The sequence below is a fragment of the Mycolicibacterium rhodesiae genome (genome assembly GCF_002086695.1).
In the GTDB taxonomy this organism is placed as follows: Bacteria; Actinomycetota; Actinomycetes; order Mycobacteriales; family Mycobacteriaceae; genus Mycobacterium; species Mycobacterium rhodesiae.
On the sequence record NZ_MVIH01000009.1, the window covers coordinates 66,039 to 81,566 of the forward strand.

The 15,528-nt window shown below is 67.1% G+C and carries 17 protein-coding genes; 9 read left to right on the plus strand and 8 right to left on the minus strand.

Annotation, left to right across the window (positions count from 1 at the left end; all coding sequences use genetic code 11):
- Positions 1 to 179 precede the first annotated feature (179 nt).
- Together BST42_RS18790 and BST42_RS18795 are read left to right on the plus strand one after the other, a co-directional pair.
- Positions 180 to 692 (plus strand): phage holin family protein, encoded by a 513-nt coding sequence (locus tag BST42_RS18790; protein WP_083120826.1) that lies wholly within the window; start codon positions 180 to 182, stop codon positions 690 to 692.
- Positions 692 to 1,660 (plus strand): alpha/beta fold hydrolase, encoded by a 969-nt coding sequence (locus BST42_RS18795; protein ID WP_083120827.1) that lies wholly within the window; start codon positions 692 to 694, stop codon positions 1,658 to 1,660. Before BST42_RS18790 ends, BST42_RS18795 begins: the two co-directional genes overlap by 1 nt.
- Here the strand turns inward: BST42_RS18795 and marP are convergent.
- From marP to nth, 4 genes are read right to left on the minus strand one after another with little or no spacing between them, the layout of a single operon-like run.
- Positions 1,653 to 2,840 (minus strand): acid resistance serine protease MarP, encoded by a 1,188-nt coding sequence (gene marP, locus BST42_RS18800; RefSeq protein WP_083120828.1) that lies wholly within the window; start codon positions 2,838 to 2,840, stop codon positions 1,653 to 1,655. The genes BST42_RS18795 and marP overlap by 8 nt on opposite strands.
- Complete coding sequence (locus BST42_RS18805) at positions 2,837 to 3,637, minus strand: NUDIX hydrolase (RefSeq protein WP_083120829.1); 801 nt, start codon at positions 3,635 to 3,637, stop codon at positions 2,837 to 2,839. The genes marP and BST42_RS18805 overlap by 4 nt, the downstream gene beginning before the upstream one ends.
- On the minus strand, positions 3,637 to 4,278 hold the full coding sequence (locus BST42_RS18810; protein WP_083120830.1) for a TlpA family protein disulfide reductase: 642 nt from the start codon (positions 4,276 to 4,278) through the stop codon (positions 3,637 to 3,639). Before BST42_RS18810 ends, BST42_RS18805 begins: the two co-directional genes overlap by 1 nt.
- A gap of 22 nt (positions 4,279 to 4,300) precedes the next feature.
- Positions 4,301 to 5,113, minus strand: coding sequence for an endonuclease III (gene nth, locus BST42_RS18815; RefSeq protein ID WP_083120831.1), 813 nt, complete (start codon positions 5,111 to 5,113; stop codon positions 4,301 to 4,303).
- Between the two features lie 94 nt (positions 5,114 to 5,207).
- On the opposite strand from nth, the gene BST42_RS18820 reads away from it, so the two are divergent.
- On the plus strand, positions 5,208 to 5,507 hold the full coding sequence (locus tag BST42_RS18820) for a hypothetical protein (protein ID WP_083120832.1): 300 nt from the start codon (positions 5,208 to 5,210) through the stop codon (positions 5,505 to 5,507).
- Positions 5,508 to 5,607: 100 nt separating this feature from the next.
- Positions 5,608 to 6,282, plus strand: a complete 675-nt coding sequence (gene crp, locus BST42_RS18825; protein ID WP_005138643.1) for a cAMP-activated global transcriptional regulator CRP — start codon at positions 5,608 to 5,610, stop codon at positions 6,280 to 6,282.
- Positions 6,283 to 6,351: 69 nt separating this feature from the next.
- Here crp and BST42_RS18830 read toward each other — a convergent pair whose 3' ends face one another.
- From BST42_RS18830 to sp36, 3 genes are read right to left on the minus strand one after another with little or no spacing between them, the layout of a single operon-like run.
- The gene (locus tag BST42_RS18830; RefSeq protein WP_083120833.1) at positions 6,352 to 7,122 is read right to left on the minus strand and encodes an MBL fold metallo-hydrolase; all 771 of its coding nucleotides are present in this window, start codon (positions 7,120 to 7,122) and stop codon (positions 6,352 to 6,354) included.
- A gap of 21 nt (positions 7,123 to 7,143) precedes the next feature.
- Positions 7,144 to 7,635 carry a RidA family protein gene (locus BST42_RS18835; protein WP_083120834.1) on the minus strand — a complete coding sequence of 164 codons (492 nt, stop codon included), beginning with the start codon at positions 7,633 to 7,635 and terminating at the stop codon, positions 7,144 to 7,146.
- Entirely contained in the window at positions 7,632 to 7,793 is a 162-nt protein-coding gene (gene sp36, locus BST42_RS29115) for a Sp36 family protein (protein WP_110918670.1), read from the minus strand. Before sp36 ends, BST42_RS18835 begins: the two co-directional genes overlap by 4 nt.
- A gap of 62 nt (positions 7,794 to 7,855) precedes the next feature.
- Here sp36 and bagA point away from each other — a divergent pair, with 62 nt between their 5' ends.
- A complete protein-coding gene (gene bagA / locus BST42_RS18840) occupies positions 7,856 to 8,878 on the plus strand; it encodes an ATPase BagA (RefSeq protein WP_207569536.1) in 1,023 nt (340 codons plus the stop codon).
- Between the two features lie 35 nt (positions 8,879 to 8,913).
- Entirely contained in the window at positions 8,914 to 10,050 is a 1,137-nt protein-coding gene (gene bagB / locus BST42_RS18845) for an ATPase BagB (RefSeq protein ID WP_083120836.1), read from the plus strand.
- Between the two features lie 39 nt (positions 10,051 to 10,089).
- Here the strand turns inward: bagB and BST42_RS18850 are convergent, their stop codons facing one another.
- The gene (locus tag BST42_RS18850) at positions 10,090 to 10,443 is read right to left on the minus strand and encodes a WhiB family transcriptional regulator (RefSeq protein WP_083120837.1); all 354 of its coding nucleotides are present in this window, start codon (positions 10,441 to 10,443) and stop codon (positions 10,090 to 10,092) included.
- A 292-nt stretch (positions 10,444 to 10,735) separates the two neighbouring features.
- Here BST42_RS18850 and ponA2 point away from each other — a divergent pair, with 292 nt between their 5' ends.
- Genes ponA2 through cds1 form a run of 3 tightly spaced genes read left to right on the plus strand, consistent with a single transcriptional unit; the run spans position 10,736 to position 15,307 of the window.
- The gene (gene ponA2 / locus BST42_RS18855; RefSeq protein ID WP_083120838.1) at positions 10,736 to 13,168 is read left to right on the plus strand and encodes a transglycosylase/D,D-transpeptidase PonA2; all 2,433 of its coding nucleotides are present in this window, start codon (positions 10,736 to 10,738) and stop codon (positions 13,166 to 13,168) included.
- A 38-nt stretch (positions 13,169 to 13,206) separates the two neighbouring features.
- Positions 13,207 to 14,163, plus strand: coding sequence for a metallophosphoesterase (locus BST42_RS18860; RefSeq protein WP_083120839.1), 957 nt, complete (start codon positions 13,207 to 13,209; stop codon positions 14,161 to 14,163).
- A 25-nt stretch (positions 14,164 to 14,188) separates the two neighbouring features.
- Complete coding sequence (cds1, locus tag BST42_RS18865) at positions 14,189 to 15,307, plus strand: L-cysteine desulfhydrase Cds1 (protein WP_083120840.1); 1,119 nt, start codon at positions 14,189 to 14,191, stop codon at positions 15,305 to 15,307.
- The last annotated feature ends 221 nt before the right edge of the window (positions 15,308 to 15,528 follow it).

Here is a 15,528-nt window from a genome sequence, read left to right on the forward strand (position 1 = left end):
TCGCCGCCAGGCGCACACGCTGCGCGGTCGTCACTGGCAACCTCCATTCACCGTCCGCCCCGACAGGGCGAGTCTAGCTTGATCACACCCGTACCTTGCGTAACAGCCTCAGTGGGTATCCCCGCTGCGGACGCGGCATGGCAACATGAACCGCGACGACAGAAAGTTGGAGGACAGCCGTGAGCAATGGCGATCGCAAGACCGGTGTACCCACCACCGTCACCTCGATCCCGCTGGTGGATCCGAACGCGCTACCGGCCAATCCGTCCGTCGGCGATCTGGTCAAGGACGCCACCGCACAGATGTCCACCCTGGTGCGCGCCGAGGTCGAGCTCGCCAAGGCCGAGATCACCCGCGACGTCAAGAAGGGCCTCACCGGCAGCGTCTTCTTCATCCTCGCGCTGGTCGTGCTGTTCTACTCGACGTTCTTCCTCTTCTTCTTCCTCGCCGAGCTGCTCGACACCTGGCTGTGGCGCTGGGTGGCCTTCCTGATCGTCTTCCTGCTGATGGTGGTCACGACCGCGGTGTTCGCCCTGTTCGGGTATCTCAAGGTCCGCCGGATCCGCGGGCCGCAGAAGACCATCGAATCGGTCAAGGAAGCGCGCGAGGCATTCACGCCCGGCCACGACAGGTCGCCGGCCAAGGTCGCCCCGACGGGCACCCCGCCGCCCACTGACCCCTCCGGCTGGTGATGGCCCAACCGGATCCCTCGGTTACCCGCATCGCGGGGCCGTGGCGGCACTTCGACGTTCACGCCAACGGAATCCGGTTCCACTGTGTCGAATCAATCGACGACGGTGATCCGCGCGCCGAGTCGGCGGCCGGCGCGTCGCGGCCACTGGTGATCCTGCTGCACGGGTTCGGCTCGTTCTGGTGGTCGTGGCGCCACCAGCTGCGCGGTCTGTCCGGCGCCCGGGTGGTCGCTGTCGATCTGCGCGGTTACGGCGGTAGCGACAAGCCGCCGCGGGGCTACGACGGCTGGACGCTGGCCGGCGACACCGCCGGGCTGATCAGGGCGCTCGGCCACAGCTCGGCCACGCTGGTGGGGCACGCCGACGGTGGCCTGGTGTGCTGGGCAACGGCGGTGTTGCATCCGCGGGCGGTGCGGGCGATCGCGCTGGTGAGCTCGCCGCACCCCGCCGCGCTGCGGGCCTCGGCGCTCGGCCGGCGCGATCAGGGCCGCGCCCTGTTGCCGACGCTGCTGCGTTATCAGCTGCCGATCTGGCCCGAGCGCGCCCTCACCCGGCACAACGCCGACTTGCTCGAACGTCTGGTGCGCAGCCGTGCATCCGGTAAATGGCTTGCTTCCGAAGACTTTTCGGAAACCATCGCGCACATGCGCCAGGCCATCCAGATCCCGTCAGCGGCGCACTCCGCGCTGGAGTACCAGCGCTGGGCGGTGCGCAGCCAATTACGCAGCGAGGGTTGGCGATTCATGAAGCTGATGAACCGTCCGCTCGTAGTTCCGCTGTTACACCTGCGGGGCGACGCAGACCCCTATGTGCTCGCCGACCCGGTGGACCGCACCCAGCGTTACGCGCCCCGCGGCAGGTTCGTGTCGGTCTCGGGTGTCGGGCACTTCGCCCACGAAGAGGCCCCCGACGAGGTCAACGAACACCTGCGGCGGTTCTTCGGGCAGGTCTACGACACCACTAGGTGACGCAGGCCCCGGTGGGAACCTTGGCGGTGTTGCCGATCTTGGCCAGCTGCCGCGACACCTCGTTGGCCGTCAGCACGAACCCGGTGTCGTTGTCGTCGACCGCGGCACCGAACACCACGCCGAGCACCTGGCCCGCCCGGTTGATCATCGGTCCACCCGAATTACCCTGGCGCACAGTGCCTCTGATCGTGTACACCTCGCGGTTGACGGTCGTCGTGCGGTAGATGTCCGGCCCGTTGAGCTCGATGGTCTCGCGCACCCGCGCCGGAGTGGCCGCGAACTCGCCGCCACCGGGGTAACCCAGCACGACCGCGTCGGTGCCGGATTTGGCCGGTTGTTCGGCGAACACCAACGGTCGCTGCGGCAGATTCGGGACGTCCAGGATCGAGATGTCCTCGTTGGGGTCATAGGAGACCACGGTGGCGTCGTAGGTCTGCCCTTCGGCTTCCACGGTGACACTTTCCGATCCGGCCACCACATGCGCGTTGGACATCACCCGGTTCGGGGCGATCACGAAACCGGTGCCCTCCAGGACTTTCTGGCAGCCGGGGGCAACGCCGCGGATCTTCACCACACTGGCACGTGCGTTGCCGACGACGAGGCTGTCGGCCAGCGATGCGTCGGGGGCGTCCACGGCCTGAATGGGGGTGCGGCCGAAGGGTTGCAAGACATCCGGCAGACCGGATGTGCGCAACAGTGCCGACATCCGCTTGGGGACAGCCTTGAGCCACTCGGGTGCGTACTTGTCCACTTCGGCAAGCACTTTCGAACCGCGAGTGGCGGCGGCCAGGTTCGGTTGATCCGATGACGTCAACGGGCTGGCGAGCAGCCATGCCGCGACCATCACCACCAGCAGCTGCACCGCGACGCCGATCACCGAGTCGACGGTGCGGACCGCGCGGTTGCGGATCGCGCCGCGTACCGCCCGGCCGAGCACAACGCCGGCCACCTCACCGACGACGACCAGAGCCAGAATCAAGAACAACGCGGCAAACAGCTTGGCCCGCGGCGAACTGATGTGGCTGACGATGTGGGGAGCGAGCATCACTCCGGCGATGGCGCCGAGGATCACGCCCACGAACGACATCAGCGAGCCCAGCGCGCCGGACCGCCAGCCGGAGACGGCCGCCACCAACGCCACCGCGACCACGGCGATGTCCAACCATTGCGAACTCGTCACAGGGGCTCCTCACTGCTTCCGACGAGCGCCATGGCCTCGTCCAACTCCCGGACGTCTTCGCTGTTCCACGGTTGCGACCAACCGGCCACATCGAGCATCGCCGAGATTACGTGTCCGGTGAACCCCCACACCAACATCTGGTTGAGCAGAAATGCCGGCCCGGCCAGCCCGCGTCCAGCTCCCGTGCGGTAAACCATCAGCCGGTTCTCAGGATTGATGAACGCCCGCACCGGAACTCGCGCGACGAGAGCGGTTTCACCCTTGTCGACGACGGCCACCGGCCCCGGGTCCGGCGAGTACGCCAGCACCGGTACCACGTGAAAACCCGAGGGCGGGATGAACATTCGCTCAAGGACGGCAAGCGGATGCAGGCGGTCCGGGTCAATGCCGGTCTCCTCCTGCGCTTCTCGAAGTGCGGTGCCGACCGGACCGTCGTCCCCCGGGTCGGCTGCCCCGCCGGGGAACGCGGCCTGGCCGGCATGGTGGCGCAGCGAGCCGGACCGAACCGTCAACAGCAGATCGGCGTCGTCGGGCAATTGCCCGTCGGCGTAACCGGAGCTCGGCCCCGAGAACAGCACGAGCACGGCGGCGTCGCGCGCGTTGGCTCCGGCCTCGCGCGCCTCGACAACCGCCGCCAACAGCTCAGGCGGAACCTTGCGGCGATACGCATGCGGAACGCGGTCGACGTTGTCGACCAACGGTGCCAGCCAGGGCGGCCGATACTCCGGGGTGAGCGCGCCCGAGCCTGCCGAGCGGGAAGAACCCTGGGTCACCGGCGCGTCTCTCTCGTCTGTCATCACTGCACTGCATTCTTCACCGCGGCAGCGATCTCGTCGGCACTGGTGAACGCCTGCGGCAGGATTTTGGCAACGCTACCGTCCGCGCGCAGTATCACGGTCGCGGGCATCACGTTCGGCACTCCCAATGCCGCGGCGATCCGGCGCTGGCCGTCCTGCAGCGTGGGTAGCCGCACGCCGAGCTCGGCCAGCCGCAGCAGGCCGGCCGTCTCGTTCTCGTCCTGATGCACCGTCACCACGGCAACCTCCGGCCCGACTCGGCGCTGGTAGTCCGCCATCGCAGGCAGTTCCTCCGCACACGGCCCGCACCAGTAGGCCCAGAGGTTGAGCACCACCGGGCGGCCGGCCAGTGCGCGGGCCACGTCTACCTGTGCACCGTCGGCAGCGCACTCGACGACGATGCCGCGCAACTCCTTCGGGCCGGGGTTGTCGGCCGCGGCAGGGCACGGTGGCAGGTCGGCGCGCCGGCGCGGCTCGGCCAACGCCTCGGGCGTGTCGGCGTCGCGGTGCGTCCGCGACACCTGGGCGGCCGGCGAACCGCCCGACCCCGACGGGGTGTCGCCGAGTTCGAGGGCAAACGCCGCGATCAGTGCGGCCGCCACCGCGAGCACCACCAGCGTCCAGCGGGTCGACGTCGTCATTTGTGCAGTTCGTACCGAAACGTCACAAACCGGCCAGGGCCAGCAGATGCTCGGTCTCGGGGCCCTTGACCAGCGGCGCGGCGGTCAGCGGATCGGTGGGCCCGAGTCCGAAGGACGGGCAGTCCTTGGCCAGCACGCACACTCCGCAGGCCGGCTTACGGGCATGGCACACCCGGCGGCCGTGAAAAATCACCCGATGACTCAGTAACGTCCACTCGCTGCGCTCGATCAGATCGCCGACAGCATGTTCGACCTTGACCGGGTCTTCCTCGGCGGTCCACCGCCAGCGGCGCACGAGCCGGCCGAAGTGGGTGTCCACGGTGATACCGGGGATGTCGAAGGCATTGCCCAGGATCACGTTGGCGGTCTTGCGGCCCACGCCGGGCAGCGTCACCAGTTCGTCGAGAGTGCGCGGTACTTCGCCGTCGAACCGCTCGACGAGCTCTTGGCCCAGCCGGATGAGCGAATTCGCCTTGTTTCGGTAGAAGCCGGTGGGCCGGACCAGCTCCTCGAGTTCGGTGCGGTCGGCCTGCGCATAGTCGCGGGCGGTGCGGTACTTCTTGAACAGCGCCGGCGTGGTCCGGTTGACGCCCTTATCGGTGGACTGCGCCGACAGGATGGTGGCGACGGTCAGTTCCAGCGGGTTGGTGAAGTCGAGTTCGCAGTACACGTGCGGAAACGCCGTGGCCAGGGTGCGGTTCATCCGTCTGGCGCGCCGGACCAGGCCCAGATGGGTTTCGGAGTCCCACTTCTTTGCTTCCGCCTTGCTCGCGGCCGGCGGGGTCGCAGCGCCGCCAGCGGTCTTGCGCCTGGTTGACGGGCTGTTCGTGGTCACGGTCCAAGGGTACTGACTCCGGTCCGCCGACCTGCGGACCGACCGGTGACAATTCGTGATCCCGCTGAGACCTTGCCCGTGTTTACTTTCCCCCGTGACCTGGTTGCTCGCGGTGTGTGTCCCCGGGCTTTTGATGCTTTCGACCTTCGGGTTGCAAAGACTCGAAGAGGCCTTGCGCGTCGATCGCACCGCCGCCGACGAAGTCACCGAATATCTGGAACGGGCCGCCACGACGCCGGCCGCACAGGTTGCGCCGCGCGCCGAACCGGGGCCCAGTCGGGCCGAAACACCGTCCCGACTGACCGATGACGAGCCCGGTTTGCCCACGCGCTCACACGCCTACGCACGTCCCAATCCGCAATTTCACCGGACTCAGTACGCCAATCGTGTGTAGCGTTGGCACGTCGAAAGACCGGCAACCACTAGACTGACCTTGCCCAGCCACACAGCTGGCCTGCGCATTTCATATCACCGAAGAGTTTAAGAGGGGCGACGTGGACGAGATCCTGGCGAGGGCCGGAATCTTCCAGGGAGTTGAACCCAGCGCTGTTTCCGCGCTGACGAAACAGCTTCAGCCGGTTGACTTCCCGCGAGGACATACGGTCTTCGCCGAGGGCGAGCCCGGCGACCGGCTGTACATCATCATCTCCGGGAAGGTGAAGATAGGCCGCCGCTCGCCGGACGGTCGGGAAAACCTGCTGACCATCATGGGTCCGTCGGACATGTTCGGTGAGCTGTCGATCTTCGATCCGGGCCCGCGGACATCCAGCGCCACCACGATCACCGAGGTGCGCGCGGTCTCCATGGACCGCGACGCACTGCGGGCGTGGATCGCCGACCGGCCCGAGATCGCCGAGCAGTTGCTGCGGGTGCTGGCTCGCCGCCTTCGCCGCACCAACAACAACCTCGCCGACCTCATCTTCACCGACGTCCCGGGCCGCGTCGCCAAGCAGCTGCTGCAGCTCGCTCAGCGATTCGGCACCCAGGAGGGCGGCGCACTGCGGGTCACCCACGACCTCACGCAGGAGGAGATCGCCCAGCTGGTCGGCGCCTCGCGCGAGACGGTCAACAAGGCGCTGGCCGATTTCGCCCACCGCGGGTGGATCCGCCTCGAGGGCAAGAGCGTGCTGATCAGCGACTCCGAGCGGCTGGCTCGCCGAGCGAGGTAAGCGCGGGCGGAGCTTGCGGAGCCCGCGCGCAACCGAGCGAGTATCGGCACGGTGCGAGGTAAGCGCGCGCTAAGCGCGCAGGTAGTCCAATTGGGCGCGCACCGATTTCTCGGCGGCGTCCCAGAGTTCCTGGTCGACGTCGGTGTAGACGTGTTCGACGACCTGGCGTGCTGTGGCGTCCTCGCCGAGCACCCCCAGGGCCTGGCGGACCTGGTCGAGCCGCTCTTCGCGGTGCGACAGATACATGGTGGTGACGGCTTCGAGGTCGTCGAGGTCGGGGCCGTGTCCGGGCAGCACGGTGCGACGGCCGAGCCCCTGCAGTCGGCGTAGCGAATCCAGATACTGCGTGAGGCTGCCGTCCTCGTCGTCGATGACGGTGGTGCCACGGCCGAGCACCGTATCGGCGGTGAGCACCGCATCGTCGACCAGGAACGACAGTGAGTCCGCGGTGTGGCCGGGGGTGGCCATCACCGTGATCCGCAGGCCGGCGGCGTCGATGACCTCGCCATCGCTCAGCGGTCCGCCGAGCCCGCGCAGGAATCCGCTGCCCACCGAGCGGACCACCGCTCCGGTCCGGTCCACGATCTTGTCGATGCCGCCGGTGTGGTCCTCATGCTTGTGACTGATGAGAACCAGCGAAATGGTGCCGAGTTCGGCGAGCTTGCCGATGTGCTCGTCGTCGTCGGGACCCGGGTCGACGATCACCATCTCAGCGCTGCCGGGCCCGCGCAGCACCCACGTGTTGGTGCCGTCCAGCGTCATGATCCCGGGGTTGTTGCACAGCAGTACGGAGGCCGATTCGGTCACCGGCCGCAGAATCCCGTACGCCGGATGGGTCATTCCACCTCCGTCCAATTGTCGCTACGCGACGGCGACAATGAGCTCGACCTCAACCGGCGCGTTCAGCGGCAGCTCGGACACCCCGACGGCAGACCGGGCGTGCGCGCCGGCCTCGCCGAACACCTCACCCAAGAACTCCGAAGCCCCGTTGATCACGCCGGGTTGGCCGGTGAATCCGGGCGCCGACGCGACGAACCCGACGACCTTGACCACCCGCGTCACGTTGTCCAGACCCACCAGCGCGTCGACGGCGGCCAGCGCGTTCAGCGCGCACAACTGCGCGGCCTGCTTGGCCTGCTCCGCGGTCACCTCCGCGCCGACCTTGCCGGTGTGGATCAGGCTGCCCGATTCGGTTGGCAGCTGCCCAGAGGTGTAGACGAGGTTGCCGGTCCGCACCGCGGGCACGTACGCCGCCAGCGGCTTGGCCGGCGTCGGCAGGGTCAGCCCGAGTTCGGCCAGCTTCGCAGTGACATTCCCCGAGTCGCTGCGCTCCTGGCCGCCGGCGTTGGTCACTTGGGCCGCTTCAGGTACGCGACGTGCTGTTCACCGGTAGGACCGGGAAGGACGGCGACCAGTTCCCAGCCGTCGGCGCCCCACTGGTCGAGGATCTGCTTGGTCGCGTGGGTCAGCAGCGGAACCGTGGCGTATTCCCATGTCATCGGTTGACTCATGACCGAAGCCTATCGCCCGCTGGCTTTGCCGCCGGGGCCCGCAGGGGCTTGGCTAGCATGCACTGATGGCGACCACATCGAGCGACGGCAGCTCTCTGGCCTGGCCCTCCCGTCTGACCAAGGCGCGTCTGCACTTCGTGACAGGCAAGGGCGGTACCGGCAAGACCACCGTCGCGGCGGCGCTGGCACTGACTCTGGCCGCCGGCGGCCGCAGGGTGCTGCTCGTGGAAGTCGAAGGGCGGCAAGGCATTGCGCAGCTGTTCGACGTTCCGCCGCTGCCCTACGAGGAGCTGAAGATCGCCACCGCCGAGGGCGGCGGCCACGTCAACGCGCTGGCCGTCGACATCGAGGCGGCGTTCCTGGAGTACCTCGACATGTTCTACAACCTGGGTCTCGCCGGCCGGGCGATGCGCCGAATCGGTGCCATCGAGTTCGCGACGACCATCGCTCCGGGTCTGCGGGACGTCCTGCTCACCGGCAAGATCAAGGAGTCGGTGGTGCGGCTGGACCGCAACAAGCGGCCGGCGTACGACGCGATCGTCGTCGACTCTCCCCCGACCGGCCGGATCGCCCGCTTCCTCGACGTCACCAAGGCCGTCTCGGACCTGGCCAAGGGCGGCCCGGTGCATTCGCAGGCCGACGGCGTGGTCAAGCTGCTGCATTCCGAGCAGACCGCGATTCATTTGGTCACCCTGCTCGAGGCGCTGCCGATCCAGGAGACCATCGAGGCCATCGAGGAACTCAAAGAACTCGGCCTGCCCATCGGAAGCGTGATCGTCAACCGCAACATCCCGCCGTTCCTGCCGCCCGACGACCTCGCGAAGGCGGCGGAGGGTGACATCGATGCCGACGCGGTGCGGGCCGGACTCGACAAGGTGGGCATCACTCTGGCCGACGACGACTTCGCCGGGCTGCTGACGGAGACCATCGAGCACGCCAGCCGGATCAAAGCCCGCTCGGAAAGCGCCGAGCAACTCGACCGTCTCGAGGTGCCGCGCCTGGAGCTACCGACGATCGCCGACGGGGTGGATCTGGGAAGTCTGTACGAGTTGGCGGAAACGCTTGCCCAGCAAGGCGTCCGATGAGCGAAGCGAAGAAGACAATGGGAGGAAGTCGATAGATGAGCACCACTCCCCCAGTACTCGACATGAAGTCGATCCTGGCCGACAAGTCGAACCGGGTCGTCGTGTGTTGCGGCGCCGGTGGCGTCGGTAAGACCACCACCGCGGCGTCGATGGCGTTGCGCGCAGCCGAATACGGCCGAACCGTCGTGGTGCTGACCATCGACCCGGCCAAGCGGCTCGCGCAGGCTTTGGGAATCGAGGAGCTCGGCAATACCCCGCAGCGGGTGCCGCTGGCCCCGGAGGTGACCGGTGAGCTGTACGCGATGATGCTCGACATGCGCCGGACCTTCGACGAGATGGTCATTGAATACTCGGGATCCGAACGCGCACAGTCGATTCTGGATAACCAGTTCTATCAGACCGTCGCCACGTCACTGGCAGGTACGCAGGAATACATGGCCATGGAGAAGCTCGGCCAGCTGCTCGGACAGGACCGCTGGGATCTGGTGGTGGTGGATACCCCGCCGTCGCGCAACGCCCTGGACTTCCTCGACGCACCGAAGCGCCTCGGCAGCTTCATGGACGGTCGCCTGTGGCGGTTGCTTCTGGCACCCGGTCGTGGGTTCGGCAAGCTGGTGACCGGTGTCGTCGGCCTGGCCATGAAGGCCATGTCGACCATCCTCGGTTCGCAGATGCTTTCGGACGCTTCGGCTTTCGTACAATCACTGGATTCGACATTCGGCGGTTTCCGCGAGAAGGCGGACCGGACCTACGAGTTGCTCAAGCGGCGCGGCACTCAGTTCGTGGTGGTGTCGGCGGCTGAGCCGGATGCGCTTCGCGAGGCATCCTTCTTCGTCGACCGGCTGTCGGCCGAAGGCATGCCGTTGGCGGGGCTCATCCTCAACCGCACCCACCCGACGCTGTCCGCGCTGACCGTGGAACGGGCCATCGACGGCATCGAGGAGCTAAAAGCCGCCGGCCCCGACGACAACGGGAATCAACTTACGGTGGCAGTGCTGCAGATCCACGCGGACCGCGCGCAGACCGCCAAGCGGGAAATCCGGTTGTTGTCGCGGTTCACCGGCGCCAACCCGCACGTTCCGGTGGTTGGCGTGCCCTCGCTGCCATTCGATGTGTCGGATCTCGACGCCTTGCAGGCGATCGCCGATCAGATCACGGGAGAGACTGCGTAAAGAGAGTCCCGGCCGATCGGCCGGGACTCCTCGCGAAAATTAGCTGACGCTGCGGTGCTTGCGCTGCGCGGCGAAGAATTCCGACCAGGACACCACCTCGGGGTGCTGCTTGAGCAGTGCACGACGCTGACGCTCCGTCATGCCGCCCCACACCCCGAATTCCACACGATTGTCGAGCGCATCGGCGCCACACTCGGCCATGACCGGACAGTGACGGCAGATGACCGCGGCTTTGCGCTGGGCGGCGCCGCGGACAAATAGCTCGTCAGGGTCGGTTGACCGGCACAGAGCTCGCGAAACCCAGGCAATCCGGGCTTCCCCGTCCGCACCTGGAATGGATCCGTGCAAAAGCGCTGCGCTTGGCTTGCGAACAGCGGTCCGAATACCTGACACCGACGATCCCCTTCGTCCGGCCGCTGTCTGCGGCTGACAATCTTCAGGTGTAGGCCGCGTATGCGATCTACGCCACATTGCGACTTGGAGTGTTACCTGTATCGCACTGTCTGTTTAAGTTAGGTGGTCAGGTATCTTTTGCGCAACAGTTGAATCACAGGTTTTTTGGGACGATCGTCCAGACCGATCATGAACTGGCATTTTCTGACTCTTGCGTAAATACCGTCGATATCCTCGTCGGCTCAGGGACGCTGCGCAAGAGCCGTCCCGGTCTCTCGTTACTCTGTAGCTCATGTCGGAACGCCCGCCAGCCGGGGCCACGATCATCAAGCTGGCCTGGTGCTGCCTGCTGGCCAGCGTGATACTGGCGGCGCTTCTATTTCCCGTGGTCGGCGGGGTGGGCCTGATCTCCAACCGTGCCTCCGATGTGGTGGCCAACGGCTCGGCTCAGTTGGTCGAGGGCGAAGTGCCCGCGGTGACCACCATGGTCGACGCCAAGGGCAACCCGATCGCCTGGCTGTACTCCCAACGCCGCTTCGAGGTTCCGAGCGACAAGATCGCCGACACCATGAAGCTGGCAATTGTGTCCATCGAGGACAAGAGATTTGCCGAACATAACGGTGTCGACTGGAAAGGCACGCTCACCGGCCTGGCCGGCTATGCCTCTGGCGACCTCGACACCCGCGGCGGCTCCACTATCGAGCAGCAGTACGTCAAGAACTATCAACTGCTCGTGATCGCCCAGACCGACGCCGAGAAGCGCGCGGCCGTGGAGACCACGCCGGCCCGCAAGCTGCGCGAGATCCGGATGGCGCTCACCCTGGACAAGACGTTCACCAAGCCCGAGATCCTCACTCGCTACCTCAACCTGGTCAGCTTCGGCAACGGCGCCTTCGGCATCCAGGACGCCGCCCAGACGTATTTCGGCGTCGATGCTTCACAGCTGAACTGGCAGCAGGCCGCGCTGCTGGCCGGGATGGTGCAGTCGACCAGCGCACTGAACCCGTACACAAACCCCGACGGGGCGCTGGCGCGCCGCAACCTCGTGCTCGACACGATGATCGACAACGTCCCCGGCAAGGCTGATGAGCTGCGGGCCGCCAAACAGGAACCGCTGGGCATCCTGCCGCAGCCGAATGAACTGCCGCGCGGCTGCATCGCCGCCGGCGACCGCGCGTTCTTCTGCGATTACGTCCAAGAGTACCTGGCGCGGGCAGGCATCAGCAAGGACCAGCTCGCCAGGGGCGGCTATCTGATCAAGACCACGCTGGATCCCGATGTCCAGAATTCGGTGAAGGCCGCCGTCGACTCGCTTGCCGCGCCGGATATCAACGGCATCGCCAGCGTCATGAGTGTCGTGCTGCCTGGCAAGGACGCACACCCGGTGGTGGCGATGGTCAGCAACCGCACCTACGGCCTGAACTCCGCGGTCGGGGAAACCATGCAGCCGCAACCCTTTTCGCTCGCCGGCGACGGCGCAGGCTCGATCTTCAAGATCTTCACCACGGCTGCCGCGCTGGACATGGGCATGGGCATCAACGCCAACCTCGACGCACCTGCCCGCTTCGAGGCCAAGGGCCTCGGCAGTGGCGGCGCCAAGGGCTGCCCGCGTGACACCTGGTGTGTTCAGAACGACGGCAACTATCGCGGATCGATGAGCGTCACCGATGCGCTCGCGCAGTCCCCCAACACCGCGTTCGCCAAGCTGATTTCCCAGGTGGGTGTGCAACGCACGGTCGACATGGCCGTCAAACTGGGCTTGCGTTCCTATGCCGAGCCCGGCACCGCGCGTCCGTACGATCCGGAGACCAACGAGAGCCTCGCCGACTTCATCAAGCGGCAGAATCTCGGATCGTTCACGCTGGGCCCCGTTCAGGTCAACGCACTCGAGCTGTCCAACGTCGCGGCCACGCTGGCCTCCGGCGGCACCTGGTGCCCGCCGAACCCGGTCGACAAGCTCTACGACCGCAACGGCAACGAGGTCTCGGTCACCACCGAGACCTGCGATCAGGTGGTGCCTGAAGGTCTGGCCAACACGCTGTCCAACGCGTTGAGCAAGGACGACGTCAGCGGTACCGCGGCCGGGTCGGCCCACTCGGTGGGCTGGGACCTGCCCAGTTCGGGCAAGACCGGCACCACCGAGGCGCACCGGTCCTCGGGCTTCCTCGGCTACACGAACCGCTACGCGGCGGCCGCCTATATCTATGACGACTCCACCACCCCGTCTGATCTGTGTTCCTTCCCGCTCCGGCAGTGCGGCGACGGCAACCTCTACGGCGGTAACGAACCCGCCAAGACCTGGTTCACGGCGATGAAGCCGATCGCGACGAACTTCGGCGACGTCGCGCTGCCGCCCACCGATCCGCGCTACGTCGACGGCGGCCCGGGCTCCCGGGTGCCCACCGTGTCGGGCCTCACCCAGGACGCGGCGCGTACCCGCTTGAAGGAATCCGGCTTCCAGGTGGCCGACCAGGCCACCCCGGTCAACAGCACGTCGCCCGCAGGCACGGTGGTCGGCACGTCACCGGGCGGGCAGACGATTCCCGGCTCGATCATCACGATCCAGATCAGCAACGGCATACCGCCTGCCCCGCCGCCGCCTCCGCCGGGTGCTCCGCCGATACCGGGGCTCGACGGTGCCCCGTTCGGGCAGACCGTCGTCGAGATCCCCGGACTCCCGCCGATCACCGTTCCGTTGCTGGCTCCGCCGCCGCCACCACCATGATCGGGTGAAGGGCGGACGGGGGCAGTATTCTTGCGCGTATGGCTGTGCCGTCCGCTCTGAAGTCGTCCGCCCTCGTGGCCGCCGGCTCGGCCGCGCTTGCGGTCGGCTATGCCACGGTGATCGAACGCAACGCGTTCGTGGTGCGCGAGGTGACCATGCCGGTGCTGTCGCCGGGGTCCACCCCGTTGCGGGTGCTGCACCTCAGCGATATCCATATGCGTCCGGCTCAACGGCACAAGCAGGCCTGGCTGCGTGAGTTGGCCCGCTGGGAGCCCGACCTGGTGGTCAATACCGGCGACAACCTGTCTCATCCCAAGGCGGTGCCCGCGGTGGTCCAGGCGGTCGGAGACCTGCTGTCGGTGCCGGGTGTCTTCGTGTTCGGCAGCAACGACTACTTCGCCCCGAAGTTCAAGAATCCCGCACGGTACCTGTACGACAGCAACGGTCGTATCCACGGCAAGCCGCTGCCGTGGCAGGACCTGCGGGCGGCGTTCACCGAGCGTGGCTGGCTGGATCTGACCCACAACCGCCGCGACTTCGAGGTGGCCGGGCTGACCATCGCCGCGGCCGGCGTCGACGATCCGCATCTGGGCCGGGATCGCTACGACACCATCGCCGGTCCGCCGTCACCTTCGGCCAACCTGACGCTCGGCGTCGCGCACGCGCCCTACACCCGCGTGCTGGACCGCTTCGCCGCCGACGGCTATCAGCTGATCATGGCCGGCCACACCCACGGCGGGCAGGTGTGCCTGCCCTTCTACGGCGCGCTGGTCACCAACTGCGATCTGGACCGGTCCCGAGTCAAGGGTGCCTCCCGGTGGGGCGCCGATACCGCGCTGCACGTGTCGGCGGGCATCGGCACATCGCCGTTCGCGCCGTACCGGTTCTGCTGCCGCCCCGAGGCCACGTTGCTGACCTTGGTGGCCGCGCCGACCGGCGGGCGTGACGAGACGCGAAGCGTCGTGCGTTCCAGCCCCACCGCCTCGGTGCGGTGAGCGCCACCTGCTATCTCAGCCGGCGATGACGTCGATCGCCGCCCACACCCGGCCCCGCGGCTGGGTGGACAACGCAATCCGCCTGATCGAGGCTGACAGCCGGCGCAGCGCCGACACCCACCTGCTGCGGTACCCGCTGCCGGCGTCGTGGAGCGGTGGCGTGGACATCGCGCTCTATCTCAAGGATGAATCGACGCACATCACCGGCAGCCTCAAACACCGGCTGGCCCGGTCGCTGTTTCTGTACGGGCTGTGCAATGGGTGGATCGGCGAACACACCACCGTGGTCGAGGCGTCCTCGGGATCGACGGCGGTGTCCGAGGCGTACTTCGCCGCGTTGTTGGGGCTGCCGTTCGTCGCCGTGATGACCGCCTCGACGAGCGCGTCGAAAGTGAAGTTGATCGAGGCGCAAGGCGGGCGTTGTCATTTCGTCGACGAACCCGGCGAGGTATACACGGAGGCCCAGCGGATCGCCGAGGAGACCGGCGGCCACTACCTGGACCAGTTCACCAACGCCGAGCGGGCCACCGACTGGCGGGGCAACAACAACATCGCCGAGTCGATCTACGACCAGATGAGTGCCGAACGCCATCCGATTCCGACGTGGATCGTGGTGGGCGCCGGCACCGGGGGCACCAGCGCCACGATCGGGCGCTATGTCCGGTATCGACGCCACGAAACGAAGTTGTGCGTGGTGGACCCGGAGAACTCGGCGTTTTTCCCGTCCTACGCGCACGGCCATGACGTCGTCACCGCAGCGCCGTCCCGGATCGAGGGCATCGGCCGCCCGCGGGTTGAGCCGTCGTTCCTGCCGGAGATCGTCGACCGGATGGTGTGTGTTCCCGACGCCGCGTCGGTCGCGGCGGCCCACCACGTGTCGCGGGTCTTGGGACGTCGCGTCGGTCCGTCGACGGGAACGAACGTCTGGGGCGCGTTCGGCCTGCTGGCCGAGATGGTCGCAGCCGGGGTCGGTGGTTCGGTGGTCACCCTGATCGCCGACAGCGGCGACCGCTATGCCGACACCTACTACGACGCCGACTGGTTAGCGGGTCACAACCTCAATCCCGGCGAGCACGCGGATGCGCTGGCCGAGTTCGAACGCTCCTGCGGCTGGGTCTGGTCCGGCTCGTCGACGACGTCGTAATCACCGGTCACCACCAGCCACAGCGCTGCGAGCAGGAAGAAACCCCCGTACACCACGGCCCCCAAAGCGGTCATCATCCGCCCCACCTTTCGCTGCTCGGCGCATTTGTGTCGCCGTCAGTTTCCATAACGCCACCGACAAGTCAGATCCATCCCGCGACACGCCGTGAACTTCCCCGAAGGCTCGACAAGCCGTTTGGCTTCTCACCGGTCGCGTGCGAT

Coding starts and splice junctions, on each gene's coding strand:
- BST42_RS18805 (WP_083120829.1), bottom strand. CDS start 3,637: ATGACAGACGAGAGAGACGCGCCGGTGACCCAGGGTTCTTCCCGCTCG.
- BST42_RS18810 (WP_083120830.1), bottom strand. CDS start 4,278: ATGACGACGTCGACCCGCTGGACGCTGGTGGTGCTCGCGGTGGCGGCC.
- cds1 (WP_083120840.1), top strand. CDS start 14,189: ATGACGTCGATCGCCGCCCACACCCGGCCCCGCGGCTGGGTGGACAAC.
- BST42_RS18795 (WP_083120827.1), top strand. CDS start 692: ATGGCCCAACCGGATCCCTCGGTTACCCGCATCGCGGGGCCGTGGCGG.
- BST42_RS18860 (WP_083120839.1), top strand. CDS start 13,207: ATGGCTGTGCCGTCCGCTCTGAAGTCGTCCGCCCTCGTGGCCGCCGGC.
- bagB (WP_083120836.1), top strand. CDS start 8,914: ATGAGCACCACTCCCCCAGTACTCGACATGAAGTCGATCCTGGCCGAC.
- BST42_RS18830 (WP_083120833.1), bottom strand. CDS start 7,122: ATGACCCATCCGGCGTACGGGATTCTGCGGCCGGTGACCGAATCGGCC.
- ponA2 (WP_083120838.1), top strand. CDS start 10,736: ATGTCGGAACGCCCGCCAGCCGGGGCCACGATCATCAAGCTGGCCTGG.
- sp36 (WP_110918670.1), bottom strand. CDS start 7,793: ATGAGTCAACCGATGACATGGGAATACGCCACGGTTCCGCTGCTGACC.